Origin of the sequence: Aeromonas sp. JL9 (assembly GCF_024436075.1) — a bacterium.
In the GTDB taxonomy this organism is placed as follows: Bacteria; Pseudomonadota; Gammaproteobacteria; order Enterobacterales; family Aeromonadaceae; genus Aeromonas; species Aeromonas veronii.
On the sequence record NZ_JANFNV010000034.1, the window covers coordinates 14,189 to 40,000 of the forward strand.

Genomic DNA, 25,812 nt, shown 5'->3' on the forward strand with positions numbered 1-25,812 from the left:
CGTGGCGGCCGTGCAGGAGGCAAGATGAGCAGCAAGTCACTGGATTGGGGTATCGATCTTGGCGGTACCAAGTGTGAATGCGTGGTGCTGGATGGCGACGAGGTGCTGCTGCGCCATCGCATCCCCACCGAGCGGGCGGGCGGTTATGACCATATGATTGGCCAGATCGCCAAGCTGGTAGCGCAGTGCGCCGAGAAGATTGGTCAACGCCCGACCGTCATCGGCATGGGCACGCCGGGGGCGCGAGATCCGCAGACCGGCCTGATGAAGAACTGCAATACCACCGAGCTCAATGGCAAGCCGTTCAAGGAGGATCTGGAGCGCAAGCTGGGCGTGCCGGTGCTGATCGCCAACGATGCCAACTGCTTCGCGCTGGCAGAAACCCATCTGGGGGCGGTGCGCCAGCACCATCCCGATGCGAAAGTGGTGTTCGGCATCATCATGGGCACCGGGGTCGGCTCCGGCATCGTCATCAACGGCCAGATCCTCAATGGCCACCACGGCATCGCCGGTGAGTGGGGCCACAATGTGCTCTCCCCCGATGGCCCCGAGTGCTACTGCGGCAAGCGTGGCTGCGTCGAGACCCTGATCAGCGGCCCGGCGCTGGAGGCCTGGTACGAGGCCAAGGCCAAGCGCCGCCTCTCGCTCGCCCAAATCGCGGCGGCCACCGCCCACGATCATGTGGCCAAGCTCACCATCGACCGGCTGCACCTGCTGTTTGGTCAGGCGCTGGCCAATGTGGTCAACATTCTCGACCCGGATGTGATCGTCATCGGTGGTGGGGTGGGCAATGTGCAGAGCCTTTACAGCGCCGGGCGGCAGACAATTTTGCCCTTCCTCTTTAATCCCCGTTTCAGTGCCCCCATTATTGCTCCAGCCCTTGGCGACAGTGCCGGGGTATTCGGGGCCGCACTGCTGGCCCGCGGTGAATTCAAGGAGGCCCTGCTGTCGTAGCCGGGTCTCCCGGGGGGCCGGTGCGCCGCCCTGTTGCTGGTTCAAGGAAACGGATTCTCGATGATCAAGATTGCCATCAATGGTTATGGGCGGATCGGTCGCAACGTGTTGCGAGCCCTCTATGAAAGCGGGCGCGACAAGACCATCAAGATCGTCGCCATCAACGAGCTGGCGGCTCCTGAGGCCATGGTGCACCTGACCCGTTACGATACCAGTCACGGTCGCTTCCACCATCCGGTGCAACTGGCGGGCAACAGCATGCTGGTGGGGGAGGATCTCATCTCCCTGTTTGCCGAGCGGGATCCATCGAACTTGCCGTGGCGGGCGCTGGGGGTGGATGTGGTGCTCGATTGCACCGGGGTGTTTGGCTCGCGGGCCGATGCCGAGCTGCATCTGGCGGCGGGGGCGGGCAAGGTGCTCTTCTCCCACCCGGCGGATGCCGATGTGGATGCCACCGTGGTCTACGGGGTCAACCATCATACCCTCACCGGAGCGGAGCGGATCGTCTCCAACGCCTCCTGTACCACCAACTGCGTGGTGCCGGTGATTGAAACATTGCATCGAGAATTCGAGATAAATTGTGGTACTATTACGACAATTCATTCGGCCATGCATGATCAGCAAGTCATCGATGCCTACCATAGTGACTTGCGCCGAACCCGCGCTGCCAGTCAGTCCATCATTCCGGTGGATACCAAGCTGGCAAAGGGGCTGGAGCGCATCCTGCCCCACTTTGCCGGCAAGTTCGAGGCGATCGCGGTGCGGGTGCCGACCATCAATGTAACAGCGATGGATCTGAGTATTACTGTTCGTAAAAAAGTGACAGTTAGTGACGTAAATCAAGCCCTGCAACGGGCATCCAGAGGTACATTACACGGTATTCTGGATTACACGGAAGAACCTCTGGTCTCCGTAGACTTCAATCATGATGCACACTCCTGCATCATTGATGGTACCCAGACCCGGGTGAGCGATGCCAACCTCGTCAAGATGTTGATGTGGTGCGATAACGAATGGGGCTTCGCAAACCGGATGCTGGATACCACCCGGGCCATGATGGCCGCAGGCTGAGCCTGCCCCGGGCGAAAGGTTACTGTTTTTAACATTACCTGGAAAATATAGAGGACTGAATATGTCTGTTATCAAGATGACTGACCTGGATCTGGCGGGTAAACGCGTTCTGATCCGTGCTGACCTGAACGTACCGGTAAAAGACGGCAAGGTCACCTCCGATGCACGTATCGTTGCGACTCTGCCGACCATCAAGCTGGCTCTGGAAAAGGGCGCCAAGCTGATGATCACCTCCCACCTGGGTCGTCCGACCGAGGGTGAATACAACGAAGAATTCTCCCTGGCTCCGGTTGTCAACTATCTGAAAGACGCTCTGTCCTGCCCGGTTCGCCTGGCCAAGGATTACCTGGATGGCGTAGAAGTCGCTGCCGGTGAGCTGGTTGTGCTGGAAAACTGCCGCTTCAACAAAGGCGAGAAGAAGAACACCGAAGAGCTGGCCAAAAAATACGCCGCCCTGTGTGACGTCTTTGTAATGGATGCGTTCGGTACTGCTCACCGCGCCGAAGGTTCCACCTACGGTGTTGCACAGTTCGCTCCGGTCGCTTGTGCCGGCCCGCTGCTGGCTGGTGAACTGGAAGCGCTGGGCAAAGCCATGCTGAAGCCCGAGCGCCCGATGGTTGCCATCGTTGGCGGCTCCAAGGTCTCCACCAAGCTGACCGTTCTGGAATCCCTCTCCAAAATCGCTGACCAGCTGGTTGTCGGTGGTGGCATCGCCAACACCTTCATCGCTGCTGCCGGTCACAACGTCGGCAAGTCCCTGTGCGAGCACGATCTGATCGACACCGCCAAGAAACTGGCTGCCGAGACCAACATTCCTGTGACCACCGACGTGGTTGTAGGTGCCGAGTTCTCCGAGTCCACTCCGGCGACCATCAAGTCCGTCTCTGACGTGACCGACGGCGACATGATCTTCGACATCGGCCCGGATTCTGCCAAGGCTCTGGCTGACATCATCATGAACGCCAAGACCATCCTGTGGAACGGTCCGGTTGGCGTGTTCGAGTTCGACCAGTTCGCTGAAGGCACCAAGGTTATCGCTGAAGCCATCGCTGCTTCTCCGGCCTTCTCCATCGCTGGCGGTGGTGACACCCTGGCTGCTATCGACAAGTTCGGCATCGCTGACAAAGTCTCCTACATCTCCACTGGCGGCGGCGCCTTCCTGGAGTTCGTAGAAGGCAAGGTACTGCCGGCTGTTGCGATTCTGGAACAGCGCGCCAAAGCCTAATTGACCCGGAACGGGGGGCAAAAGCCTCCCGTTTCGTTTATCATGTGCCCGCTGTGCCGGTTCATGATGAACCCCCCATTTTTTATTAACGGCATACGAGACAGGACGATTAAACATGTCTAAGAAAATTTTCGACTTCGTAAAACCCGGCGTGATCACTGGTGATGACGTTCAGAAAGTGTTCGCCATCGCTAAAGAGAACGGCTTTGCTCTGCCGGCCGTAAACTGCGTTGGTACCGACTCCGTTAACGCCGTACTGGAAGCTGCCGCCAAGGTTAAAGCGCCGGTTATCGTTCAGTTCTCCAACGGTGGTGCCGTGTTCACCGCCGGTAAGGGTCTGAAGCTGGAAGGTCAGAAAGCTGCCATCCTGGGTGCCATCTCTGGTGCCAAGCACGTTCACGCTGTTGCCGAAGCTTACGGCGTGCCGGTAATCCTGCACACCGACCACGCTGCCAAGAAGCTGCTGCCGTGGATCGACGGTCTGCTGGAAGCGGGCGAGAAGCACTTTGCTGAAACCGGCAAGCCGCTGTTCTCCTCCCACATGCTGGATCTGTCCGAAGAGTCTCTGGAAGAGAACATCGACATCTGCTGCGAGTACCTGACCCGCATGGCCAAGATGAACATGACTCTGGAGCTGGAACTGGGTTGCACCGGTGGCGAAGAAGACGGCGTCGACAACAGCCACATGGATCAGTCCGCTCTGTACACCCAGCCGGAAGATGTTGCTTACGCTTACGAGCGTCTGTCCAAGATCAGCCCGCGTTTCACCATCGCTGCCTCCTTCGGCAACGTACACGGTGTATACAAGCCGGGTAACGTCAAGCTGACCCCGTCCATCCTGGACGCTTCCCAGAAGTACGTTTCCGAGAAGTTCGGCATCCCTGCCAAGTCTCTGGACTTCGTATTCCACGGTGGTTCAGGTTCCACTCTGGAAGAGATCCGCGAGTCCATCTCCTACGGCGTAGTGAAGATGAACATCGACACCGACACCCAGTGGGCAACCTGGGAAGGTCTGCTGAACTTCTACAAGAAGAACGAAGCTTACCTGCAAGGCCAGCTGGGCAACCCGGAAGGCGCCGACAAGCCGAACAAGAAGTACTACGATCCGCGCGTATGGCTGCGTGAAGGTCAGACTTCCATGATCGCTCGTCTGGAGAAAGCATTCTCCGACCTGAACGCCATCGACGTACTGTAATTCGTTACAGCACCTTGATTGCATGAAAAGGCGCCCTTCGGGGCGCCTTTTGCATTTCTGTGATCCGCACCGGTTGGTGAGTGGAGGGGGAACTGGGTATTATCGAAACAACTTTGCTTATTTTATTAAACAATTTGCAACCAAGGCAGGATGCTGAGTATGCAGGCAGGAAAGCACAACGGATATCAGGAGCACGTCGCCTCCTACTACGCGGCCACCCGCAACGACTCGCAACAGTGGCCCGAGCTGGAGGGGGAGCACAAGGCTGACGTCTGCATCATCGGCGGCGGTTTTACCGGTCTCAATACCGCTATCAATCTGGCTGATGCCGGTTACAAGGTCGCCTTGCTGGAGGCCAACCGTATCGGCTGGGGCGCCTCCGGGCGCAACGGCGGTCAGCTTATTCGCGGTATCGGCCACGATACCAGCCAGTTCGCCCGCTGGATTGGCAAGCAAGGAGTGCGCGAGCTCGATTTGATGGGGCTGGAGGCGGTGCAACTGGTACGCGAGCGGGTCGAGCGCTTCAATATCGACTGCGATCTCACCTGGGGCTACTGCGACCTGGCCACCCGTCAGCGCCATCTGGCCGGCTTTGAAGAGGATCTAGACCATCTGGCGAGCCTCGGCTATGAGCATGAACTCAAGCTGGTGCCGCGGGAAGATATCCATAGCGTGGTGGGGTCGGATCGCTATATCGGCGGCCTCATCGACATGGGCTCGGGCCATCTGCATCCCCTCAATCTGGCGCTGGGCGAGGCGCGCGCCGCCGCCAGCCTAGGAGTCTCCCTGTTTGAACACTCCAGAGTGACCCATATCGACTACGGCAAGCAGGTCGAGGTGACCACGGCTCATGGCCGGGTTACCGCCGATTATCTGGTGATCGGTTGCAACGCCTATCTCAACGACCTAAATCCGGAGCTGGGAGGGCGGGTGCTGCCGGCCGGTTCCTATATCCTCGCCACCGAGGAGCTCGATCGCCGCTTGCGCCAGCGCTTGCTGCCGCAAAACATGGCGGTATGCGATCAGAACGTGGCCCTCGACTACTACCGCCTCTCCGCCGACGGCCGCCTGCTGTTTGGCGGCGCCTGCAACTACTCCGGCCGGGATCCCCGCGATATCAAGGCCTTCATGCTACCCAAGTTGTTGCGGGTATTCCCCGAGCTCGCTGGCACTGCCATCGAGTTTCAGTGGGGCGGCATGATCGGGATCGGCGCCAACCGGCTGCCGCAGATTGGCCGTCTCAAGGAACACCCCAACGTGTTCTACGCCCAGGCCTACTCGGGTCACGGCCTCAACGCCACCCATATGGCGGGCAAGCTGGTGGCCGAGGCGATCCGCGGCGAAAGTCGGGGTTTCGATCTCTTTGCCAGCGTGCCCCATATCACCTTCCCCGGCGGCCCGGCGTTGCGCTCCCCGCTGCTGGCACTGGGTATGCTGTGGCACCGGATGAAGGATATCTTCTGACTCTGATTGTCAGCCTGTGCAGTGATGGCTGAACTAAGCCCCCTTGCCAGCCCTTGTTTATAGCGGGTTAGCACTATCGTTCCGCCCTATAGACCAAAAGATGCATTCGCGCCAATCTCGTTCGATTGGCGCTATCTTTTAGGTGTGAGAGCGGTTATCTGCCAAGGGGCAAGGGGTTGTCAGATTGCCGGAATATTTGCCAAGAAAGGGCCGAGGATGGGGAGAGGAGGGCCAAGATGGAGATAAATGTGGTCGCGTCAGGCGGGCTCACCCCGCTGGCGCAACGGCAGGGTTCTCCCGCCGTGCAGGCACAGGAGCGGGCTGCGACTTCACCATCAACGGGCAGTGACAGCCTGGTGCGCGACCTTGGCGCTGTGCTGGATGAGCTGGGGCTGTCACCGCAAGGGGAGAGCAGCGGCGGTGGTACTGTTTCAATCAGAGATTCGCTGGAAGCGTTCATCAACACCATGATGGGCTCCCTGCAACAGCAGCAGGAGCAACAGTTGGCATTGCAGCAACAACAGCGGCAAGAGCAGGAACAGCGCAAACTCGCCATCGCCGACAGCAGCGAGAACCCGCTCAAGCGGGATCTGGAGCGCCTGCTGGAGACGCTGGATCAGCAGGGCGGACAGGAAAAAGAGAGCGAGCAAGGAGCCGAGCGTGAAGCGGTCAACCCCTTGCAGAGCCAGCTGACCAAGCTGCTGGAGAGCAGTGGTGCGGCAGAGAGCGGGGTCACCCTCAAGGAGGTGCTGTCAGGGTTGGTCAGCAAGCTGCCGAACGAACCTGCCGAGCGAAAAGGGTATCGGGTCGATACCCAGGTTTGAGCTGGTTGGCAACGGCAGGAGAGTCGTTGCAGAGCATAAGGGGCGGAAAGCGCTTTATTGGGCCGGTTCCGCCAGCCGCCAGCCCTGTTCGTCCTTCATCATCCACACCTCTGCCTCTTGCGGCAGCACCTGGCCCGCCTCGAACTCGCCATATTTGCGCTCGAGCTCCATCAGCCCCATCTCCTGCTGGAAGGGGCCAACCCGGTCGTAGACCAGGTCCTCGTCGTGCAACACCTGCAACTGATCGAGCCCCTGCTTGAAGTGGAGCTGGTAACTCACCTTGACCAGATAGACCCCCTCCATCCGTTCCTCCTTGCCGAGGATGGTGAAGTCGCTGATATCGAACAGGTTGGCGTCTGTCTCGGCCAGTAGCTTGGCGGTGACCTGCTGGCGGATATCCTCTTCACCGGGCCCTGCACTGCAGCCATAAAGCCAGAGGGCTAGCAGGGGGATGAACCACTTTTTCATCAAAACTCCGGACAAGTGCAAAACGAGAGGGGCGATTGTGCCACGCGAATGCGCGGCGGCAAACCTCGGCTCACGGTTCCAGTGAACGTTCCAGCACGATGGCCTCGGCCCGATAACCAGCCAGCTCGCGGCGATAGCACTCGGTGAACCCTCTGCGCAGCCAGAAGGATAGAGCACTCTCATTGCTGGCAATCACTGACAAGCGAAGCCGGGTAGCCCCCCATGAGCTTGCCAGCGTGCAGGCGTGAAGATAGAGCGACTGACCACGGCCACTCCCTTGCCAGGGTTCCCCCACCAGTAACAGACCCAGATAGGCGGTGTCTGGATTGGGGTAGCCGCGCAGCAGATCAATGACAGCGGTGAGTTCTCCCTGCTCCCAGCGGCCGATGAGATGTTTGTCGGAGAGAGGCAGGCCGGGTGGGCAGGCGACAAGTTCCTCTTCTCCTGCCTGTGCAGAGAGAGGGTCATTGCTCACCGCCGCCTGATAGGAGGGGGCCTGCTCGAACAGCCGCTGCAAGGCAGGTGCATCGCTTGTCTGCAGCCGACGCAACTCAGTGCGCATCACTTACCATCTCGAGATGTTTGGCAAAGGGGATAGGCCCCATAAAACCGGTGACCCGCTGGCCTGTCAGCTCCTTGCCCTCGCGGTCGAAGAAGATGAGGGTCGGCAGCCCCAGCACATTGAGGCCGTTGAGCAGCTCGATATCGGCATCGTCGTTGGCGGTAACATCCGCCTGCAGCAGCACCATCTGGCCGAAGCGCTCCCGCACAGCTGGATCGCTGAAGGTCTTGTGCTCGAACTCCTTGCAGGCGACGCACCAGTCGGCGTAGAGGTCGAGCAGCACCGGCTTGCTGCGAGCGGCGGCCAGCTGCACCTTGAGATCATCCAGCGTCTTGATGCGGATAAACTGCGGCGCCGTTTGACTGGCATCCGCCGTGATGGCAGCAGGGGGGGCCGGTTGCAGCAGATCCTTGCCCACCACCACGGCGCTGATCATCGCCAGCAACAGCACGAAGCCGCGCACGCTTTTGGCCACCGAGTGGGGCTGGTGCTGGTTGTGGTGATAGAGATAGCCGCACAGCAGCAGCCCCCAGCCAAGCCAGGCGAGGGTAGTAACTTGATCGCTCCAGAGCCGTGACAGCAGCAGGATCGGCACTGCCAGCAGGGCAAAACCAAACAGCTGCTTGATCACATCCATCCAGGCGCCCGCTTTGGGCAGCAGCTTGCCACCCGAGGTGCCGAGCAGCAGCAGCGGCAGCCCCATCCCCAGTGACAGTGCATAGAGCGCCGCGCCGCCGAGCCAGAGATCGCCGCTCTGGGCCACGTAGATCAGCGCCCCCGAGAGCGGCGCCGTGGTGCAGGGGGAGCAGACCAGCCCGGAGATCATCCCCATGATGGCAACCCCGACTACCGAGCCGCCCTGCTGGCGGTTGGAGAGGCCGGAGAGCCGGGTTTGCAAACTGCTCGGCAGTTGCAGGGTATAGAGTCCGAACATGGAGAGGGCCAGCAGCACGAACATCACCGAGAGGCCGATCAGCACGTAGGGGTGTTGCAGCGCCGCTTGGAATTTCAGACCTGCCGAGGCCACTACCAGCCCAAGCAAGGTGTAGGTGACCGCCATCCCCTGCACATAGACCATGGAGAGCAGGAAGGCGCGACCGGTAGAGAGGCGATGGCCGGCACCGGCGATGATGCCGGTCAGAATGGGATACATGGGGAAGACGCAGGGGGTGAAGGCGAGCCCCAGCCCCAGTGCGAAGAAGGCGACGATGCTGAGCCAGAACCCCTGATGGCCGAGGGCGGCGGCCAGCTGATCCTGCTGGCTAACCGGTGCGACGCTTTGTGCCGTTTCAGCAGTGGACGCTGTGGTTGCCGTGACCAGCGGGGCCACATCGATCAGTTTGTCGGTCGGCGGGTAGCAGAGGCCGTCGGTGCAGCCCTGATAGCGCACCCGCAGGGTGGCGCCGTCGCCCACTTCTTTGAGCGGCACCGCGATGCTCACCTGCTGGTAGTAGACCCGGGTCTTGCCGAAGAAGTCATCCTCGTGCTCGGTGCCTTCCGGCAGGGTCGGCTCGCTGAAGGTGAGGTTGTTCCCCTTGAAGCGTAGGCTGTGGCGATAGAGGTAGTAATCGTCGGCGATATGGAGGGTCAGCAGCAGCTGATCGGCACGCTGTTCGCTCTCGAGGTGAAACGCCTCATCGACCTGTAAAAATTTGGGTTTGGCGTTGGCCTCAATGCCCAGCGAGCTGAGCAGGTCGGCGCCGCTGGCGTGGGCCGAGGGGCTGCCTGCCGTTGTCATCAGCAGTGCACAGAGCAGCAGCAGGGGAGAGAGCAAGCGGGTGAACGTCATGAGGTCTCCCCATTGAGCCAGTCGAGATAGGCAGGTAGTCCGGCACTCACCGGCAGGGCCAGCAGCTCGGGCACCTCATAGGGGTGATTGGCTTGAATACATGCCTGCAACTCGGCAAAGAGTGGCTGGCGGGATTTGATGATGAGCTGGATCTCGGTGGCGCGCTCCACCTTGCCTTGCCAGCGATAGACGGAGGTAATGCCCGGCAGTTGATTGATGCAGGCGGCCAGCCGCTGGTTCAGCAGCTGTTCGCAGAGAAGGTCAGCACTGGTTTGATCTGGGCAGGTGCAGAGCACCACAATGGCGTCGGTCATAAAGCGGATCTTCACCTCGTTGGGGTAAACCGGGCAGGCGCCCTTGCCGTCTCATCCCTGTCTGCGGATGAAGGTGAAAAAAGCGCCTGAAAATCAGCGGCTACTATACCCCAGAGGCGCTTCAAATAGCATCTGTAGCCATTTGTGAGCCAGCGCCAAAAATTTGTGGGGGGCATGAGATAGACGCTGTCATGGGGACAGGGCAGAATGAGCGGGCTTGTTCCCAATTGACGTAAGGAAATGTATGACCCAACAGAATGAGCAGCAGAGAAACCGCATGTTGAGCCTGCTGCGCGAAGGTGAGCGCCGCATGTTGGTTCAATTGGCCGGGCTGCTGCGCACGACCGCCGATGAAATCAATGCCGAGCTGGAGAAAGAGGAGCTGATGGTCACCCTGGAGCAGCCCATCACGGTGGAGTATCTCAACGGCGTGGTGCAGCACCATCTGTTCGAGCGCAAACACAAGGGAGATATGGCGGTTGCCCAGCAGATCCTGAGCGATTATCAGAGCGAGCTGGAAGCGCTGCAGGCCGCTCAGGCTCAGCCTGAAGAGGCTGCCGCTGCCGACGATAGCGGCGAAGAGCTCAAGGCCCAGGCTTGAGCGACGGGCAGGCCTGAATCCTTACCTCTGAATCAGCCGGCCTGCCAGCGCTGATCCCTCTTGCGGCCCCATCATGTTTGCCATGGTGAGGCCGTATCGTTTCTTCAGTTGCCTTCCCTCGTTGACCTTCACTTCTCGGTTTCAATCCAACTGATTCGTGCCTTAGCGCGCCTCTTGGGGCATGCCGTGCGGCACTTCGCGGGGGATGGGGAACACCTTGTCATAGCCCCAGTTGTAGACGAAGGCATAGATCAGATAGAAGACGACGAAGCCCAGATCCAGCACCAGCGCCTCCAGCATGCTGACGCTCAGCCACCAGGACATGACCGGCAGCGCGACGATCAGCAGACCGCCCTCAAAGCCGAAGGTATGCAGCACCCGTTGCCACAGGGTTTTGTGGGTATGGCCCTGATATTTGAGCAGCAGCTTGTCGACCCCGATGTTGTAGATGTAGTTCCAGACGGTGGCCAGCACCGAGAAGAACAGTGCCAGCGGGCCCATATGGTTGAGCCCGACCCCGGTAACCCAGCTGGCCAGCGGGGCGGCAATCAGCAGGCCAATGAATTCAAAGCCAATGGCATGGCGCAGGCGATCGTTACGGGTACGCATAAGTCACTCTCTCAATCAGATTTATTCACGGATTGCTGGTTAATCTATAGATCTTTAGCGATAGATTCATGTTGGTATCCATCGCTAAAATAGATGGATTAGAGAGCTTGCCGGAGGGCCATAAGATGACGCCATCACTGGAACAACTGAGGATCTTGCTGGCGGCCGCCGAAACCGGCTCGTTTTCCGCTGCAGCCCGCAAGCTGGGCAAGGCGCAGTCGGTGGTGAGCAGCGCCATCGCCAATCTGGAGATCGATCTGGCGCTCACCCTGTTTGACCGCAGCGGCCGCTATCCGCAGCTGACGGAGGCGGGGGCCCGCATGGTGCAGGAGGCGGGGATCCTGCTGGCGCAGAGTGAACGGTTGCAGTCCATTGCCGGGGAGCTGGCGGCCGGGGTGGAGACGCGCCTCACTCTGGCCATCGATGATGACTCCCACCTCCCCTGGCTCGGCACCCTGCTGGAGGAGTTCGCCACTCGTTACCCGACCGTGGAGCTGGAGCTGCTCTTCCCGCTGATGGAAGATGTGACCGAGATGCTGGTGACCGGTCGGGCCCAGCTCGGCATCAGCTATCAGAAGGTGCATCCCCAGCGGGAGATAGTCGCTCGTTCGCTGGGGGAAGTGACCATGCCGCTGGTGGTGTCACCGGATCATCCGCTGGCTCGCAAGCAGCCGCTGCGGGAGGTCGATCTGCAGGGGGCACGCCAGCTGATGGTGACCGGCCGACGGGAAGGGAGCGAGCGCCAGCGTTTTCGCATCTCGGCTCAGGTGTGGTGGGTCGAGGGGGATCTCGGGGTGCTGGAGCTGGTCAAACGGGGTCTTGGCTGGTCCGCTATTCCGGAATTTCTGCTGCATCAACCACTGAAGCGGGGCGAGGTGGTGGTGCTGGAGCCGGACTTTATCGCCAGCCACGCGCTGGCGCTGGAGCTGCAGTGGCATCGCGCCCGCCCGCTTGGGCAGGCGGGGCGCTGGCTGAAGGAGGCACTGCTGGCGCGGGTGCCTCGCTAGCCGACCTTACTCGGTCAGGGCGTAAGGCAGGGGTTGCAGGGTGAGGCGGGAGCCTTCGTCCTGCTTGAGGCGGAATAGGGCGTCAGCCTCGGTATCTTTCGGCAGTACGGCGGTGAGCCACACCTGCCCGGCCTGTTGCCATGCGTTGAGCACCATGCCGCTGCGGCGCCAGTTGTCACCCAGTTGCAGTTCCAGGGTATCGCCGCTGGCGACCGGCTCGCCAGCGGTGCCCGCCAGCAGGAACAGGGCGCGGTTGTTGGCGCCGCGATACTTGGCGCGGGCCACCGTCTCTTGCCCCATGTAGCAGCCCTTGTTGAAGCTGATACCGTCCAGTGCCTGCAGGTTGAGCATCTGCGGGATGAACTCCCCCTGATGCACAGCTTCCATGTGTGGCAGGCCCGCCTTGATCTCGAGCCCCCACCAGAGTGACTCGTCACCTTGCGGAAGGGCGTCGGCTTGCTGATTGCTCACCAGCAGCCAGCGATCCTGCTCAATCTTCACCGCCATGCCGCCGTCGATAAGACCGCTCTGCTCAAGGCCAAACTGCGCGGCGATCCACTCATCGCTGCCCGTACCGGCGATCCCTGTGGCGTGTCGCTCATCGGCGGCGATCTCGACCTTGGAGAAGACGGCAAATTTCTTCAGCTCCGGCAACTGACGTTCCAGCACTGAAGGGCTGGTCAGCAGCAGCAGGCTGTCGTCGAGACAGAGCAGGCGGAAATTGCTCCACAGCTTGCCCTTGGGATCACAGTGGCCACCCGGGGTCTGTTGTCCCGGTTGCAGGGCATTGACATCACAGGTGACCTGACCTTGCAGATATTTGACGCGATCCTGGCCGCTGATACGGGTGATGGCCAGCTTGGTCAGGGAGAAGCGGGTCGGCTCGGCAGGAAAAACAGGTGGTTGCAGGCTCACGATGGTATTCCAGAGAGAAAGTATGTGAGCTGCATGGTAAAGACGTAACTAATGTTTGTCAGCCGGAAAATCCAGCTGGTACCATCCCCCGGTCTTTGTAAGGAGAGTGCCATGTTGAGCCCAGTTGAAAAATCCCGCCTGAAGTGGGCCTGCCGTCGCGGTATGCTCGAGCTGGATGTGATCTTTATGCCCTTTTTCGAACACGAGTTCGACTCCCTGAGCGAAGCCGATCAGCAGACTTTTATCCGCCTGCTGGCGAGCGACGATCCGGATCTGTTCAAATGGTGCATGGGGCATGGTGTCCCTGCCGATCCCGCATTTGCCGCCATGATCCCGATGATCCTGGAGCGCAATCAGGCGCGCCACGACCGCCAGGGGTAATACCGTGGAGCGGGTGATCATGACGGTTCACCCCTCCCGCCATCAGCAATGTTTGCTGGTGGCCCTCTTTCTGTTGCTGCTCTGGCCGGTGGCTGGCCTGATTGCCGGTTGGCAGTGGGCGCTGTTGCTGCCCGCCTGGCTGGCGGCGCTCTGGCTGAGCTGGCGCTCCCTCGCCGCGCCCCCGTTCGAGCTCGTCTGGGATGGTCAGTGGCTACAGTGGCAAGGTTGCCGCTATCAGCTCGGCAAGAAAAGCCGCATTTTGCCCGGCGTGCTCAGGCTGGCGCTTTGCCCCGAGCCGGAAGAGAGTGGAGCTGTGTCGCCACGGCAACTGTGGATCTTCTCCGACGCCCTTCCCCCCGAACATTACCGCCTGCTGGCGCGAGCCATCCACTTTCTGCCGTCCCGGCGTTGATGCCTGCTTTTCGTGATGACCATGCGCTGATTTATCGCGATAAGCTGCTGCCATGTGGCTGGCGACACTCTTTTTGTGGCTGAAAAGCGGTTGAAAACAAGTGACCCCGCCGGGGCGGGGTCACTGATTGCTGCAACGCTTGGCAGGAAGGGGGATTAATCCCGCTCCGGGGTCAGCACGGTTGGCTTGGAGTCCGGCAGCATATCCGGATGATCCAGGTTGTAGTGCAGGCCGCGAGACTCCTTGCGCTGCAGGGCGCAGTTGACGATAAGTTCGGCCACCTGCAGCAGGTTGCGCAGCTCCAGCAGGTTGTTGGAGACGCGGAAGTTGGCGTAGTACTCCTGCACCTCCTGCTTGAGCAGGTCGATGCGGCGTTTGGCGCGGGCGAGGCGTTTGTTGGTACGCACTATCCCCACGTAGTCCCACATCATCAACCGCAGCTCGTGCCAGTTGTGCTGGATCACCACCAGTTCGTCGGAATCTTCCACCTTGCTCTCGTCCCACACCGGCAGGCGCGGCGGCTCCACACTCATCGGCAGCTTGGCCAGAATGTCGGCACCCGCCTGATGGGCATAGACCACGCATTCCAGCAGGGAGTTGGAGGCCATGCGGTTGGCGCCGTGCAGACCGGTGTAGGTCACTTCGCCGATGGCGTAGAGGCCGGGGATATCGGTCTGGCCGTTGTTGTCGATCATCACGCCACCACAGGTGTAGTGGGCGGCTGGCACTATGGGCATCGGCTCCTTGGTGATGTCGATGCCGACCGCGAGGCAGCGCTCATAAATGGTCGGGAAGTGCTTGATGATGAAGTCGGCCGGTTTGTGGCTGATATCCAGATACATGCAATCCGCCCCGAGCCGCTTCATCTCGTGGTCGATGGCGCGGGCGACGATATCGCGCGGCGCCAGCTCGGCCCGCTCGTCAAACTCCGGCATAAAGCGGCTGCCGTCCGGGCGGCGCAGATAGGCCCCCTCGCCACGCAGCGCTTCAGTCAGCAGGAAGTTGGGGTCGTCCGGGTGGAACAGGCTGGTGGGGTGGAACTGGTTGAACTCCAGGTTTGCCACCCGGCAACCGGCCCGCCATGCCATCGCGATGCCATCGCCAGAGCTCACATCCGGGTTGGAGGTGTACTGGTAGACCTTGGAGGCACCACCGGTCGCCAGCGCCACGAAACGAGCGCGAATCACCTCGACCTGCTCGGCGTTGCGGTTCCAGACGTAGGCGCCCAGTACCTTGTTGCCCGGCAGGTTAAGCTTGCGAGTTGTGATGAGGTCGACCGCGTTGAAGCGCTCCATCAGCTGGATATTGGGGTGAGCGCGCACCTGATCGATCAGGGTGAGCTGCACCGCTTTGCCGGTGGCATCCGCCGCGTGGAAGATGCGGCGATGGCTGTGTCCCCCTTCCCGGGTGAGGTGGTACTGGGATTCACCGTCGGCGTTCTCCTCCTGATCGAAGGGGACCCCTTGCTGAATGAGCCACTGGATGGACTCGCGGGCGTGGCGAGCGGTGAACTCCACCACTGCCGGGTCACACAACCCGGCGCCCGCGTTGAGCGTGTCGCTCACGTGGGATTCGATGCTGTCGGTTTCGTCGAAAACGGCAGCGATGCCTCCTTGCGCATAGAAAGTGGCCCCTTCACTGATGGGCCCCTTGCTCAGAACCAGGACTTTGGCGTGGTCTGCCAATCGCAACGCGAGGGACAAACCAGCGGCACCGCTGCCAATGATCAGTACATCGCAAAGGTATTCAACACTTGCTTTCATAAGTATCATTGGCCTGGATTAAGAACTGGCACCATGGTAGCCCAAGCGAGGGCGAGGATGCAGCCTGCATCACATTTTTTTCAATTGAAGCGAACTTTCTCTGATTCTCCCTGTCTGAACTTGTGCGCTTAGGAAGGGCCGGAAAAGAAAAACGATAACCTGATGGGGGTTTTACGGCTCTGATGAGCGACCAGAATCTACTGGACGAACAGCTGGTTGAACGGGTCCAGCGCGGCGATAAAGCAGCTTTCAACCTGTTGGTAAAAAAATACCAGCATAAGGTGGTCAACCTGGTTGCCAGGTATGTCAACAATCCCGGTGATGTGCCCGATGTGGCGCAAGAGGCCTTTATAAAAGCCTACCGTGCATTGCCGACATTCCGTGGCGAAAGTGCTTTTTACACCTGGTTGTACCGAATTGCCGTGAACACGGCGAAGAATTATCTCACCTCCCAGGGGCGCAGGCCGCCCAGCAGTGATGTGGAGGCTGACGAAGCGGAGTCTTATGGTGGTGGTGAAGCCTTGCAAGAGGTCTCAACCCCTGAAAACCTGGCGCTGACTGACGAGATCAAACGCACCGTGTTTTCAGCCATAGAGGCATTGCCGGAAGACCTGAGGACAGCTATCACCCTTCGCGAACTGGAAGGGCTGAGCTACGAAGAGATTGCCGAAATCATGGATTGCCCAGTGGGTACGGTCAGATCCCGTATCTTCCGGGCGAGGGAAGCAATCGATAAAAAGCTGCAACCTCTGATCGAGAATTAACTGGGGAAAGACGGGTTAACTTATGGCAAATAAAGAGCAAATCTCTGCCCTGATGGATGGTGACCTGAGTGACGCAGAGGTACTGAACGAGCTGGAGATGGACTCCGACTTGCAAGATACCTGGGGTCGTTACCACCTGATCGGCGATGCCATGCGGGGTGACCTGCCGGTCAATCTGCAACTGGATCTCAGTGACAGCATCATGGCTGCGCTGGAGGATGAGCCCACCATACTGGCACCCAAGCCGGTCGAGACGGCTCCCGTGCTGCAACCTGCCGTTGCACCGGTCAAGACAGATTCTAATGTGGTTCCGTTGTTCCGCCGTGTTGGTCAGCAACTGGGTCAATATGCCATTGCGGCATCCGTGGCCGCTGCCGTTATCTTCGGGGTGCAGCAGTATCAGGGGCAGGATGGCGTTCCGGCCAATCCGGTGCTCAATACCATTCCAATCGGTGGCAGTGCGGCGCCGGTGAGTGTTCACTATCCGCAACAGGATGGCGCCCGTGCCCGTCAGCAAGGGCTGACCGAACAGCAGATGCAGGAGCAGCGGGAGCGGATTAACGCCTTCTTGCGTGACCACCAGTTGCAGCAGCGCCTGTTGCAAGACAGACAGATCCAACAATAACGAATTGTCAGGGATACAAACGTGCGCCAGTCCAGCCGTATTTTGCTGGCCTCTCTCCTGCTGATTAGTGCCAAGGCCTCGGCCGACGATAAGTCGGCCGAGGCCTTGTTGCAGCAGATGCAGAGTGCCGTGCAGCAACAGAATTTCGAGTTGTCCATGGTCAAGGCCCGTCAGGGGCGTCTTGAACCGATCCGGATCAGCCATGCCGTGATCAACGGCAAGGAAGTGGCCCACCTCAGTTACCTCGATGGCAAGGCGATCGAGTATCTCCAGCGCCAGAACGAATATACCTTCTTTGAAAACAGCCACGATCCCTACACCCTGAAGGATGCCCGCTTCCCCGGCATCTGGTCGACCCTGGTGAAGATGCCGCTGGCACAGGTGCTGGAGAGCTATGATCCTGTGCTGGCCGGCCGCAGCCGGGTTGCCGGTGTGGTGGCGCAGGTGGTAAGGCTGGTGCCTAAAGAGGCCGACAAATATGGTTTCGTGCTCTGGATTGACGAGCAGAGCCACTTGCTGCTGCGGATCGACATGGTCGAGCGGGAAGGCAATCTGGTGGAGCAGGTACTTGGTGTCGAACTGGATCTGCAGAGCAAACCGGCCCCCTGGCTGGTGAAGCTGGCCAACAGCAAGCAGCCTCCGGCGCTAGCGCTGGAGGATGCCTATCCGGCGCCGCAACAGCAGTTGAACTGGCAGATCACCTGGTTGCCCGATGGCTTCAAGGTGCTGTCGCAAGACCGGCACCAGCTGGTGACCACCAGTATGCCGGTGGATTACATGATGCTCTCCGACGGGCTGGTGGATCTCTCGGTCTACGTCTCCCGGGTCGATCCCAAGCAGGCGGTGCGCCAGCAGCTGATCCGCCAGGGGGCGACCTCGCTGGTGAGCTATGTCAACGAGGTGGGGGTCGAGATCACAGTGGTCGGTGAGGTGCCTGCCGAAACCGCCAAGCGCATCGCCGAGTCGGTCCAGCCGCTGGCCCGCAACGAAGCGGTGCAGTAACGGGGGCTGTGGGGTTGTTCCCCGCTTGCCGAGCGTGGCGAGTCGTGGTCAGATCCCCTGATTGTGTGAACCCGAGGTGTTGCCGTGAATGAGATGAGTGAAGAGCTGGCGACCGTGGTGGCCATTGAGGGTGACCATGCCTGGGTGGAGTGCGAGCGTCGCTCCGCCTGCAGTGGTTGTCAGCAGCAATCCAACTGCGGCACAGGCACCGTGGCCAAGGCATTTCCCCTGAAAGCTCCCCGCTTGCGGGTCAGGCTGACCGCCGAGGTGCGGGTTGGCCAGCAAGTGAGGCTCGGTATCCCGCAGGAGAGTCTGCTGCGCGGGGCGGCGCTGGTCTATGTGCTGCCGCTTTTCTGTCTGTTGGCCGGCGCCTTGCTGGGGCAGCTCTGGCTGGCGCCGCTGCTCTCGGGCGGGGAGGGGATTACCATTCTCTGCTGCCTGCTGGGGGGCGTGCTGGGCTTTTTACTGGTTCGTTACTTTTCCAACCGCCTGGATCAGGGGCGCTACGGCCCGCAGATGCTCGGCGTTGTCGTCCCTGTCCGCATCCTCCCCTGACCGAACAGGCGCTATTTCACTGGCGCTGGCGACTAAAGAATGGCCGTCAGCCGGGTTATCCAGTAAAATCGCGCCTCCATAACCGACCTTAAACCAATTTTGAGTGACTCTTGCTCGATGAAACACATTCGTAACTTTTCGATTATTGCGCACATCGACCACGGTAAATCGACCCTGTCGGACCGTCTGATCCAGACTTGCGGTGGCTTGTCCGACCGCGAGATGCAGGCTCAGGTGCTTGACTCCATGGATCTGGAGCGCGAGCGCGGCATTACCATCAAAGCACAGAGTGTGACCCTGAACTACCAGGCACAAGACGGTAACACCTACCAGCTGAACTTTATCGACACCCCGGGCCACGTGGATTTCTCCTACGAGGTCTCCCGCTCTTTGGCGGCCTGTGAAGGGGCGCTGCTGGTGGTGGATGCCGGCCAGGGGGTTGAGGCACAGACTCTGGCAAACTGCTATACCGCCATGGAAATGGATTTGGAAGTGGTGCCGGTGCTGAACAAGATTGACCTGCCGGCCGCAGAACCCGAGCGGGTTGCCGAGGAGATCGAAGACATCGTCGGTATCGATGCGGTCGATGCGGTGCGCTGCTCCGCCAAGACCGGCCTGGGTGTTGATCTGGTGCTGGAAGAGATCGTCGCCAAGATCCCGGCACCGGAAGGTGACCCAGATGCCCCGCTGCAGGCGCTGATCATCGACTCCTGGTTCGACTCCTATCTGGGCGTTGTCTCTTTGGTGCGGATCAAGAACGGTTCCCTGAAGAAGAACGACAAAATCAAGGTGATGAGCACCGGTCAGGTGTGGGGTGTCGATCGTATCGGTATCTTCACGCCAAAGCAGGTGGATACCCAGGGTCTGGGTTGCGGCGAGGTAGGTTGGGTTGTCTGCGGTATCAAGGACATCCACGGCGCGCCGGTGGGCGATACCCTGACTCAGGCCAAGAACGGTGCCGACAAGGCGCTGGCTGGCTTCAAGAAGGTGAAGCCGCAGGTTTATGCGGGTCTGTTCCCCATCTCCAGCGATGACTACGAGTCGTTCCGTGACGCCCTCGACAAGCTCTCCCTGAACGATGCCTCCCTGTTCTTCGAACCGGAGAGCTCCACTGCGCTGGGCTTCGGCTTCCGTTGCGGCTTCCTCGGCATGCTGCACATGGAGATCATTCAGGAGCGTCTGGAGCGTGAATACGATCTGGATCTGATCACCACGGCGCCGACCGTAGTGTACGAGATCGAGCTGACCGACGGCTCCACCATCCATATCGACAGCCCGGCCCAGATGCCCGCCATCACCAGCATCAAGGAGATGCGCGAGCCGATTGCCGAGTGTCATATCCTGCTGCCGCAGGAGTACATGGGCAACGTCATCACCCTCTGTATCGAGAAGCGTGGCGTGCAGACCAACATGGTCTACCACGGCAAGCAGGTGGCGCTGACCTATGAAATCCCGATGGCGGAAGTGGTGCTCGACTTCTTCGACCGTCTGAAATCCACCAGTCGCGGTTACGCCTCGCTGGATTACGGCTTCAAGCGTTTTGAAACTTCCGACATGGTCCGTCTGGACATCATGATCAATGGTGAGCGCGTCGATGCCCTGGCCATCATCACCCACAAGGACAACGCCCAGTATCGCGGTCGTCAGGTGGTGGAGAAGATGCGCGAGCTGATCCCGCGCCAGATGTTCGATATCGCCATTCAGGCGGCCATCGGCAACCAGATCATCGCTCGCAGCACCGTCAAGGCTCTGCGTAAAGACGTAACCGCCAAGTGCTATGGTGGTGACGTGAGTCGTAAGAAGAAACTGCTGAACAAGCAGAAAGAAGGTAAGAAGCGGATGAAGTCCCTCGGCCGTGTCGACGTGCCGCAGGAAGCCTTCCTCGCGATTCTCCACGTCGGAAAGGATTAATAGATGGCAAGCACGTTTTCCCTGATCCTGGTGGTGGTCTGCGCGATCACCGGTGTTATCTGGTGTCTGGACAAGATGATTTGGTCCAAGCAGCGCGCCGCCAAGATTGCCGTGGCTCGTGCCCATGGCGGTGCCCACCTGGATGAGAAGACCCTGGCCAAGGTCGCCCCCGTGCCGGTCTGGATTGAGCAGACCGCCGGGGTCTTCCCGGTCATCACCTTTGTGCTGATCCTGCGTTCGTTCATTTTTGAACCGTTCCAGATCCCGTCAGGTTCCATGATGCCCACCCTGCTGGTGGGCGACTTCATCCTGGTGGAAAAATTTGCCTATGGTCTGCGGGATCCGGTGACCAACACCAAGTTCCTCGAGACTGGCGAGCCCAAGCGTGGCGACGTGGTGGTGTTCAAGTATCCCCTTGAACCGCGTGTTGACTACATCAAGCGGGTGGTCGGCATGCCGGGTGATCGGGTTATCTATCGCAACAAGGAGCTGATGATCCGGCCCAAGTGCGAGGAGCAGGAAGGGAAAACGTGCCCGGGCTTCAAGAAGCTCGACGTCAAGTTTGAACAAAGAGGCGAATTTACCCAGATGGGGATCCCCCTTGACCGCTATACCGAGCAGTTGGGTGATGTCTCCCACGAGACCCTGCGTAATCCGCTGATGCCCGACATGGTTGGCCGTTACTATCGCCAGCCCGGCACCTACCCCGACGAGTGGGTGGTACCGGAAGGCCAGTATTTCGTGATGGGTGACAACCGCGACAACAGCACCGACAGCCGCTTCTGGGGCTTTGTGCCCGAGCAGAATCTGGTCGGCAAGGCGGTCGCTATCTGGATAAGTTTTGAATTCGAGCGCGAAGAAGGCTCCCTGCTGCCAAGTTGGGTACCGACAGGTGTGCGCTTCAACCGCATTGGCGGAATCAAGTAAATGAATATCAAGATGAACAGACTGCAGTCCCGTCTCGGGCATGTCTTTGCGGATCTGGAACTGCTGACCCGGGCGCTGACTCACCGTAGCGCCGGTTCCCGTCACAATGAACGACTGGAATTTCTGGGCGACTCGATTTTGAGTCTAGTGATTGCCGACGATCTGTTCCACCGCTTCCCGCAAGCGGCGGAAGGGGATCTCAGCCGGATGCGCGCCACCCTGGTGCGCGAGAAGACCCTGGCCGAACTGGGCCGGGAGTTTGACCTCGGGGATCACCTGATCCTCGGTCCCGGCGAACTCAAGAGCGGCGGTTTTCGCCGCGAATCCATTCTGGCCGACACGGTCGAGGCGGTGATCGGTGCCGTCTATCTGGATACCAATCTTGAGACGGTGCGGACACTGCTGCTGAGCTGGTATGCCAGCCGCCTGGAAGAGATCAAGCCGGGCATCGAGCAGAAAGATCCCAAGACCCGTCTGCAAGAAATTTTGCAGGGAAGCCGCAAATCCCTGCCGACCTACACTGTGACCAACGTCAAGGGCGAGGCCCACAACCAGGAGTTCACCGTCCAGTGTGACGTGGAAGGTCTGGATGGTCCCCTCGTCGGGGTCGGCACCAGCCGTCGCAAGGCCGAACAGGCCGCGGCGCAGCAAGCATTGGAAAAACTGTCATGACAGATACCACCTACTGCGGCTTTGTTGCCATCGTGGGCCGCCCGAATGTGGGCAAGTCCACCCTGCTCAACAAGCTGCTTGGCCAGAAGGTCAGCATCACCTCGAAGAAGCCCCAGACCACCCGTCACCGGATTTTGGGGATCGATACCGAGGATAACTACCAGACCATCTATGTCGACACCCCGGGTCTGCACATTGAAGAGAAACGGGCTATCAACCGTCTGATGAACCGTGCCGCCACCAGTTCGCTGGGTGATGTGGCCATGGTGGTGTTCATGGTCGACGGTACCCACTGGACCAAAGACGACGAGATGGTGCTGGGCAAGCTGCGCAATCTCAAGTGCCCGGTGGTGCTGGCGGTCAACAAGATCGACAACGTCAAAGAGAAAGAAGATCTGCTGCCCCACCTCGAGTGGCTGGGCCAACAGATGAACTTCGCCCATATTCTGCCCATCAGTGCCGAAAAGGGTACCAACGTGGAGAAGATCCGCGAGTGGGCCAAGGATCTGCTGCCGGAAAACGTCCATTTCTTCCCGGAAGATTACGTGACCGACCGCTCCTCCCGCTTTATGGCCTCCGAAATCATCCGCGAGAAGCTGATGCGCTTCACCGGTGAGGAGCTGCCCTACTCGGTGACGGTGGAGATCGAGCGCTTTAAGGTGGAAGAGAACGGCCTCTACCACATCCACGGCCTGATCCTGGTCGAGCGCGATGGCCAGAAGAAGATGGTCATTGGCAACAAGGGCGAGAAGATCAAGACCATCGGCACCGAAGCGCGCCTCGATATGGAACGTCTGTTCCAGAACAAGGTGCACCTGGAGCTGTGGGTCAAGGTCAAGTCGGGTTGGGCTGATGACGAGCGCGCCCTGCGCAGCCTCGGGTATGGCGACGACTGATTGCTGACCCCGGCTTTCGTCATCCACAGTCGGCCCTATCGGGAGACCAGCCAGCTGGTCGAGGTCTTCACCCAGGATAGTGGCCGATTTACTCTGGTGGCTCGCGGTTCTCGCGGGCCACGCTCCCCTCTCAAGGGGCTGCTGCAACCCTTTACCCTGCTCACCATCGCCTGGCGCGGCAAGGGGGATCTCAAGAATCTCACCCAGGTCGAATGCCCGGATCACTCCCTGCGTCTCGGCGGTGATCGCCTCTTCTACGGCCTCTATCTCAACGAGCTGGTCTACTACCTGCTGGAAGCGCACACCCCGTTCCCCGAAGTGTTCGATGCCTATGCCCGTGCCATCATGGCGCTGGCCGACGGCGAGACGCCGGAGCTGCCGCTGCGCCGCTTCGAGTTCCTGCTGTTGCAGGCGCTCGGCTATGCGGTGGATTTCGAATACACGGCGGATGACGAGTCGCCCATCGAGCCGACCCTGCTCTATGACTTCGAGCGTGAATTGGGCTTTGTTGCTTGCGAGCGGGCGCCGGATCCCCGTACCCTGTTTCTCGGTGCCCACCTGCTCGCCTTTGCCGAGGGACGTTTCGATACCCCTCCCTTACTGCAGGCGGCCAAACGTTTCAGCCGACTGGCACTGCAACCCTATCTGGGCAAGCGCCAGCTAAAGAGCCGGGAGCTGTTTTTAAAACGCAAAGCCAGTATGCAAGGCTGACACAGATTACAGACATACGGATATTGGCGCGGTGTGATTCGCTGACCGCGCAGTCAACAGATGAAGAGTTTCAAGGAGTTCTCAATGAGTGAAATCTATCTGGGTGTGAACATCGACCATATCGCCACCCTGCGCAACGCTCGTGGCACCCAGTATCCTGATCCGGTACAGGCCGCCTTCGTGGCCGAGCAGGCCGGGGCCGATGGCATTACCGTGCATCTGCGTGAAGATCGCCGCCACATCACCGACCGCGATGTGGAGATCCTGCGCCAGACTATCCAGACCAGAATGAACCTGGAGATGGCAGTGACCGAAGAGATGATCGGCATCGCCTGCCGCATCAAGCCCCACTTCGTCTGTCTGGTGCCGGAGAAGCGCACCGAAGTGACCACCGAAGGTGGTCTGGACGTGGCCGGTCAGCTGGACAAGGTGACTGACGCAGTTGCCCGTCTCTCCGCGGTGGGGGCCCAGGTTTCTCTCTTTATCGATGCCGATCCCATCCAGATTGATGCGGCTGCCGAGAGTGGCGCCCCTTTTATCGAGATCCACACCGGTCGCTATGCCGATGCCACCACAGATGCCGAGCGCAACGCCGAGTTCAAGCGTATCGCCGCCGGCGCCTCCTATGCCGCTGGCAAGGGGCTCAAGGTCAATGCCGGCCACGGTCTGCACTACCACAACGTCAAGGCTATCGCTGCTATTCCCGAGCTCTATGAACTCAATATAGGCCACGCCATCATCGGCCGTGCCGCCTTCGATGGTCTGGCCAAAGCCGTGAGCGATATGCGCCTGCTGATGCAGGAAGCCCGTCAGGGGATCTGATCCGCTGGATAGGTCAGCGGCCTGAGACCGGCCGCTAGAAATAACAAGGGACGCCACGGCGTCCTTTGTTGTTTTTAGGTCTATTAATGCGGGGCTAATGAGTTGGCGGCACCCGCGCAGTAATAACCCAGCACAATCGGCTATAAGCAGTTGATGTCAAAAGGGTTACACTGGTTGACCCTGTAAGCTGGACGAGATTGTTATGGATCATCCCTTGTACCACCCCGATATCACCGACCTTGAACCTGTCGCTCGTGAGGCGGGAGCGGCCATCATGGCCATCTACAGCCAGCCCTTCGCGGTGGAGTACAAGAGCGACGAGAGTCCGCTGACCGCGGCCGACAAGGGGGCTCATGAGGTGATCGTTCAGGGGTTGGCGCGGCTGACTCCCGACATCCCTGTATTGTCCGAGGAGTCGGGGCCCGAGGTAATGGCGGCGCGTCACGGCTGGTCACGTTACTGGCTGGTGGATCCCCTCGACGGCACTAAGGAGTTTGTCTCCCGCAACGGCGAGTTCACCGTCAATATCGCGCTGATTGAAGAGCGGGCGCCGCGCTGGGGGCTGGTCTATGCGCCGGTGCTGGACAAGCTCTGGTATGGCGGCAAGGGCGCGGGGGCCTGGCGCATCGCCGATGGCAAGCGCGAGTCCATTCAGACCCGGCCTCATCGCGAAGGTGAGGCGTGGCGAGTGGTGGGCAGTCGCAACCACCTGTCGCAGGAGACCCTCGATTTCTTGGCTCCTTTTGGCGAGATCGAGCTGGTTTCCATGGGCAGTTCGCTCAAGTTCTGCATCATTGCCGAGGGGGGCGCCGAGCTCTATCCACGCCTCGCCCCCACCTGCGAGTGGGATACCGGCGCTGCGCAGGCGGTGCTGGAGGGGGCGGGTGGCAGCGTCACCCAGCTCGATGGCTCACCCCTTGCCTACAACAAGCCCGATATCCTCAATCCCTGGTTTGTCGCCAGAGCGTGACCTTGTTGGTGCGCTGAGCAACGCGCAATAAAAAGAGGCCGGATCGGGTTGTACACCCGTTCCGGCCTCTTTGCATCTGACGCAGTTTTAAAAGACTTTCTTGAACGGCTTGATGGTGACCTTGGCGTAAACACCGGCGGTCACATAAGGATCGGCATCGGCCCAGGCTTTGGCGTCAGCCAGCGAGGCAAACTCTGCTATGACGGTGCTGCCGGTAAAGCCTGCATCAGCCGGATCCTCGGCATCGATAGCCGGGTTGGGGCCGGCGGTCAGCAGGCGACCCTCATCCTGCAGGGCTTGCAGGCGAGCCAGATGGGCAGGGCGAACTTGCTTGCGCAGTGGCAGGCTATCGGGGACATCTTCGGAGTAGATGAGATACCACATGAGACAATCCTTTTCTGAT

General features: G+C 60.0%; 29 protein-coding genes. 21 read left to right on the forward strand and 8 right to left on the reverse strand.

What is annotated here, in order from left to right:
• The first annotated feature begins 24 nt into the window (after positions 1-24).
• From NOM06_RS18095 to NOM06_RS18120, 6 genes are all read left to right on the forward strand, one after another.
• Positions 25-954 carry an ROK family protein gene (locus NOM06_RS18095; RefSeq protein WP_236327310.1) on the forward strand — a complete coding sequence of 310 codons (930 nt, stop codon included), beginning with the start codon at positions 25-27 and terminating at the stop codon, positions 952-954.
• 60 nt (positions 955-1,014) lie between these two features.
• Positions 1,015-2,025, forward strand: a complete 1,011-nt coding sequence (gene epd / locus NOM06_RS18100; protein ID WP_255912639.1) for an erythrose-4-phosphate dehydrogenase — start codon at positions 1,015-1,017, stop codon at positions 2,023-2,025.
• Positions 2,026-2,086: 61 nt separating this feature from the next.
• Positions 2,087-3,250 carry a phosphoglycerate kinase gene (locus tag NOM06_RS18105; protein ID WP_005335436.1) on the forward strand — a complete coding sequence of 388 codons (1,164 nt, stop codon included), beginning with the start codon at positions 2,087-2,089 and terminating at the stop codon, positions 3,248-3,250.
• Between the two features lie 115 nt (positions 3,251-3,365).
• Entirely contained in the window at positions 3,366-4,445 is a 1,080-nt protein-coding gene (gene fbaA / locus NOM06_RS18110) for a class II fructose-bisphosphate aldolase (RefSeq protein WP_005335434.1), read from the forward strand.
• Positions 4,446-4,604: 159 nt separating this feature from the next.
• Positions 4,605-5,909, forward strand: coding sequence for an FAD-binding oxidoreductase (locus NOM06_RS18115; protein WP_255912640.1), 1,305 nt, complete (start codon positions 4,605-4,607; stop codon positions 5,907-5,909).
• A gap of 236 nt (positions 5,910-6,145) precedes the next feature.
• Complete coding sequence (locus tag NOM06_RS18120) at positions 6,146-6,733, forward strand: hypothetical protein (RefSeq protein ID WP_255912641.1); 588 nt, start codon at positions 6,146-6,148, stop codon at positions 6,731-6,733.
• A 54-nt stretch (positions 6,734-6,787) separates the two neighbouring features.
• Here NOM06_RS18120 and NOM06_RS18125 read toward each other — a convergent pair whose 3' ends face one another.
• From NOM06_RS18125 to cutA, 4 genes are all read right to left on the reverse strand, one after another.
• The gene (locus tag NOM06_RS18125; RefSeq protein WP_042080037.1) at positions 6,788-7,201 is read right to left on the reverse strand and encodes a hypothetical protein; all 414 of its coding nucleotides are present in this window, start codon (positions 7,199-7,201) and stop codon (positions 6,788-6,790) included.
• A gap of 70 nt (positions 7,202-7,271) precedes the next feature.
• Positions 7,272-7,763 (reverse strand): GNAT family N-acetyltransferase, encoded by a 492-nt coding sequence (locus NOM06_RS18130; RefSeq protein WP_255912642.1) that lies wholly within the window; start codon positions 7,761-7,763, stop codon positions 7,272-7,274.
• Positions 7,753-9,552, reverse strand: coding sequence for a protein-disulfide reductase DsbD (locus NOM06_RS18135; RefSeq protein WP_255912643.1), 1,800 nt, complete (start codon positions 9,550-9,552; stop codon positions 7,753-7,755). The genes NOM06_RS18130 and NOM06_RS18135 overlap by 11 nt, the downstream gene beginning before the upstream one ends.
• The gene (cutA, locus tag NOM06_RS18140) at positions 9,549-9,866 is read right to left on the reverse strand and encodes a divalent-cation tolerance protein CutA (RefSeq protein ID WP_005335428.1); all 318 of its coding nucleotides are present in this window, start codon (positions 9,864-9,866) and stop codon (positions 9,549-9,551) included. The genes NOM06_RS18135 and cutA overlap by 4 nt, the downstream gene beginning before the upstream one ends.
• Before the next feature lie 244 nt (positions 9,867-10,110).
• Between cutA and NOM06_RS18145 the strand changes: the two genes are divergently transcribed.
• A complete protein-coding gene (locus NOM06_RS18145) occupies positions 10,111-10,467 on the forward strand; it encodes a hypothetical protein (protein WP_255912644.1) in 357 nt (118 codons plus the stop codon).
• 162 nt (positions 10,468-10,629) lie between these two features.
• Here NOM06_RS18145 and NOM06_RS18150 read toward each other — a convergent pair whose 3' ends face one another.
• Entirely contained in the window at positions 10,630-11,076 is a 447-nt protein-coding gene (locus NOM06_RS18150; protein ID WP_005335423.1) for a PACE efflux transporter, read from the reverse strand.
• Positions 11,077-11,201: 125 nt separating this feature from the next.
• Here NOM06_RS18150 and NOM06_RS18155 point away from each other — a divergent pair, with 125 nt between their 5' ends.
• Positions 11,202-12,083, forward strand: coding sequence for a LysR family transcriptional regulator (locus NOM06_RS18155; protein WP_042080104.1), 882 nt, complete (start codon positions 11,202-11,204; stop codon positions 12,081-12,083).
• A 6-nt stretch (positions 12,084-12,089) separates the two neighbouring features.
• On the opposite strand, the gene ygfZ is transcribed toward NOM06_RS18155, so the two are convergent.
• Positions 12,090-12,998 carry a tRNA-modifying protein YgfZ gene (gene ygfZ / locus NOM06_RS18160; RefSeq protein ID WP_255912645.1) on the reverse strand — a complete coding sequence of 303 codons (909 nt, stop codon included), beginning with the start codon at positions 12,996-12,998 and terminating at the stop codon, positions 12,090-12,092.
• Positions 12,999-13,109: 111 nt separating this feature from the next.
• Between ygfZ and NOM06_RS18165 the strand changes: the two genes are divergently transcribed.
• Both NOM06_RS18165 and NOM06_RS18170 read left to right on the forward strand, forming a co-directional pair.
• Complete coding sequence (locus tag NOM06_RS18165) at positions 13,110-13,379, forward strand: succinate dehydrogenase assembly factor 2 (protein WP_005335417.1); 270 nt, start codon at positions 13,110-13,112, stop codon at positions 13,377-13,379.
• Positions 13,380-13,398: 19 nt separating this feature from the next.
• Entirely contained in the window at positions 13,399-13,791 is a 393-nt protein-coding gene (locus NOM06_RS18170; RefSeq protein ID WP_255912646.1) for a protein YgfX, read from the forward strand.
• A 155-nt stretch (positions 13,792-13,946) separates the two neighbouring features.
• Here NOM06_RS18170 and nadB read toward each other — a convergent pair whose 3' ends face one another.
• Complete coding sequence (nadB, locus tag NOM06_RS18175) at positions 13,947-15,554, reverse strand: L-aspartate oxidase (protein ID WP_005335413.1); 1,608 nt, start codon at positions 15,552-15,554, stop codon at positions 13,947-13,949.
• 182 nt (positions 15,555-15,736) lie between these two features.
• On the opposite strand from nadB, the gene rpoE reads away from it, so the two are divergent.
• The 11 genes from rpoE (at position 15,737) to cysQ (ending at position 25,409) form a co-directional block, all read left to right on the forward strand.
• A complete protein-coding gene (gene rpoE, locus NOM06_RS18180; RefSeq protein ID WP_005335411.1) occupies positions 15,737-16,318 on the forward strand; it encodes an RNA polymerase sigma factor RpoE in 582 nt (193 codons plus the stop codon).
• Between the two features lie 22 nt (positions 16,319-16,340).
• Entirely contained in the window at positions 16,341-16,943 is a 603-nt protein-coding gene (locus tag NOM06_RS18185) for an RseA family anti-sigma factor (RefSeq protein WP_005335409.1), read from the forward strand.
• Positions 16,944-16,964: 21 nt separating this feature from the next.
• Positions 16,965-17,945, forward strand: a complete 981-nt coding sequence (locus tag NOM06_RS18190; RefSeq protein ID WP_005335407.1) for a MucB/RseB C-terminal domain-containing protein — start codon at positions 16,965-16,967, stop codon at positions 17,943-17,945.
• Positions 17,946-18,038: 93 nt separating this feature from the next.
• Positions 18,039-18,500: a SoxR reducing system RseC family protein gene (locus NOM06_RS18195; RefSeq protein ID WP_040068038.1), complete on the forward strand. Its 462-nt coding sequence runs from the start codon at positions 18,039-18,041 to the stop codon at positions 18,498-18,500.
• 117 nt (positions 18,501-18,617) lie between these two features.
• Positions 18,618-20,411 carry a translation elongation factor 4 gene (lepA, locus tag NOM06_RS18200; protein ID WP_005335396.1) on the forward strand — a complete coding sequence of 598 codons (1,794 nt, stop codon included), beginning with the start codon at positions 18,618-18,620 and terminating at the stop codon, positions 20,409-20,411.
• Positions 20,412-20,414: 3 nt separating this feature from the next.
• A complete protein-coding gene (lepB, locus tag NOM06_RS18205) occupies positions 20,415-21,338 on the forward strand; it encodes a signal peptidase I (protein WP_005335395.1) in 924 nt (307 codons plus the stop codon).
• On the forward strand, positions 21,339-22,010 hold the full coding sequence (rnc, locus tag NOM06_RS18210; protein WP_005335394.1) for a ribonuclease III: 672 nt from the start codon (positions 21,339-21,341) through the stop codon (positions 22,008-22,010).
• Entirely contained in the window at positions 22,007-22,906 is a 900-nt protein-coding gene (era, locus tag NOM06_RS18215) for a GTPase Era (protein ID WP_005335393.1), read from the forward strand. The genes rnc and era overlap by 4 nt, the downstream gene beginning before the upstream one ends.
• Positions 22,907-23,617: a DNA repair protein RecO gene (gene recO, locus NOM06_RS18220; RefSeq protein WP_255912648.1), complete on the forward strand. Its 711-nt coding sequence runs from the start codon at positions 22,907-22,909 to the stop codon at positions 23,615-23,617. It abuts the gene before it with no gap.
• 84 nt (positions 23,618-23,701) lie between these two features.
• Positions 23,702-24,439, forward strand: coding sequence for a pyridoxine 5'-phosphate synthase (gene pdxJ / locus NOM06_RS18225; protein WP_005335389.1), 738 nt, complete (start codon positions 23,702-23,704; stop codon positions 24,437-24,439).
• Between the two features lie 202 nt (positions 24,440-24,641).
• On the forward strand, positions 24,642-25,409 hold the full coding sequence (cysQ, locus tag NOM06_RS18230) for a 3'(2'),5'-bisphosphate nucleotidase CysQ (RefSeq protein WP_370688935.1): 768 nt from the start codon (positions 24,642-24,644) through the stop codon (positions 25,407-25,409).
• Positions 25,410-25,496: 87 nt separating this feature from the next.
• Here cysQ and NOM06_RS18235 read toward each other — a convergent pair whose 3' ends face one another.
• On the reverse strand, positions 25,497-25,793 hold the full coding sequence (locus NOM06_RS18235) for a YciI family protein (RefSeq protein WP_064341351.1): 297 nt from the start codon (positions 25,791-25,793) through the stop codon (positions 25,497-25,499).
• Between the last annotated feature and the right edge of the window lie 19 nt (positions 25,794-25,812).

Excerpts from the sequence above, each read along its gene's own strand:
- NOM06_RS18095 (WP_236327310.1), top strand. The coding sequence starts at position 25 with ATGAGCAGCAAGTCACTGGATTGGGGTATCGATCTTGGCGGTACCAAG.
- epd (WP_255912639.1), top strand. The coding sequence starts at position 1,015 with ATGATCAAGATTGCCATCAATGGTTATGGGCGGATCGGTCGCAACGTG.
- NOM06_RS18105 (WP_005335436.1), top strand. The coding sequence starts at position 2,087 with ATGTCTGTTATCAAGATGACTGACCTGGATCTGGCGGGTAAACGCGTT.
- fbaA (WP_005335434.1), top strand. The coding sequence starts at position 3,366 with ATGTCTAAGAAAATTTTCGACTTCGTAAAACCCGGCGTGATCACTGGT.
- NOM06_RS18115 (WP_255912640.1), top strand. The coding sequence starts at position 4,605 with ATGCAGGCAGGAAAGCACAACGGATATCAGGAGCACGTCGCCTCCTAC.
- NOM06_RS18120 (WP_255912641.1), top strand. The coding sequence starts at position 6,146 with ATGGAGATAAATGTGGTCGCGTCAGGCGGGCTCACCCCGCTGGCGCAA.
- NOM06_RS18125 (WP_042080037.1), bottom strand. The coding sequence starts at position 7,201 with ATGAAAAAGTGGTTCATCCCCCTGCTAGCCCTCTGGCTTTATGGCTGC.
- NOM06_RS18130 (WP_255912642.1), bottom strand. The coding sequence starts at position 7,763 with ATGCGCACTGAGTTGCGTCGGCTGCAGACAAGCGATGCACCTGCCTTG.
- NOM06_RS18135 (WP_255912643.1), bottom strand. The coding sequence starts at position 9,552 with ATGACGTTCACCCGCTTGCTCTCTCCCCTGCTGCTGCTCTGTGCACTG.
- cutA (WP_005335428.1), bottom strand. The coding sequence starts at position 9,866 with ATGACCGACGCCATTGTGGTGCTCTGCACCTGCCCAGATCAAACCAGT.
- NOM06_RS18145 (WP_255912644.1), top strand. The coding sequence starts at position 10,111 with ATGACCCAACAGAATGAGCAGCAGAGAAACCGCATGTTGAGCCTGCTG.
- NOM06_RS18150 (WP_005335423.1), bottom strand. The coding sequence starts at position 11,076 with ATGCGTACCCGTAACGATCGCCTGCGCCATGCCATTGGCTTTGAATTC.
- NOM06_RS18155 (WP_042080104.1), top strand. The coding sequence starts at position 11,202 with ATGACGCCATCACTGGAACAACTGAGGATCTTGCTGGCGGCCGCCGAA.
- NOM06_RS18165 (WP_005335417.1), top strand. The coding sequence starts at position 13,110 with ATGTTGAGCCCAGTTGAAAAATCCCGCCTGAAGTGGGCCTGCCGTCGC.
- NOM06_RS18170 (WP_255912646.1), top strand. The coding sequence starts at position 13,399 with ATGACGGTTCACCCCTCCCGCCATCAGCAATGTTTGCTGGTGGCCCTC.
- nadB (WP_005335413.1), bottom strand. The coding sequence starts at position 15,554 with ATGAAAGCAAGTGTTGAATACCTTTGCGATGTACTGATCATTGGCAGC.
- rpoE (WP_005335411.1), top strand. The coding sequence starts at position 15,737 with ATGAGCGACCAGAATCTACTGGACGAACAGCTGGTTGAACGGGTCCAG.
- NOM06_RS18185 (WP_005335409.1), top strand. The coding sequence starts at position 16,341 with ATGGCAAATAAAGAGCAAATCTCTGCCCTGATGGATGGTGACCTGAGT.
- NOM06_RS18195 (WP_040068038.1), top strand. The coding sequence starts at position 18,039 with ATGAGTGAAGAGCTGGCGACCGTGGTGGCCATTGAGGGTGACCATGCC.
- lepA (WP_005335396.1), top strand. The coding sequence starts at position 18,618 with ATGAAACACATTCGTAACTTTTCGATTATTGCGCACATCGACCACGGT.
- lepB (WP_005335395.1), top strand. The coding sequence starts at position 20,415 with ATGGCAAGCACGTTTTCCCTGATCCTGGTGGTGGTCTGCGCGATCACC.
- rnc (WP_005335394.1), top strand. The coding sequence starts at position 21,339 with ATGAATATCAAGATGAACAGACTGCAGTCCCGTCTCGGGCATGTCTTT.
- era (WP_005335393.1), top strand. The coding sequence starts at position 22,007 with ATGACAGATACCACCTACTGCGGCTTTGTTGCCATCGTGGGCCGCCCG.
- pdxJ (WP_005335389.1), top strand. The coding sequence starts at position 23,702 with ATGAGTGAAATCTATCTGGGTGTGAACATCGACCATATCGCCACCCTG.
- cysQ (WP_370688935.1), top strand. The coding sequence starts at position 24,642 with ATGGATCATCCCTTGTACCACCCCGATATCACCGACCTTGAACCTGTC.
- NOM06_RS18235 (WP_064341351.1), bottom strand. The coding sequence starts at position 25,793 with ATGTGGTATCTCATCTACTCCGAAGATGTCCCCGATAGCCTGCCACTG.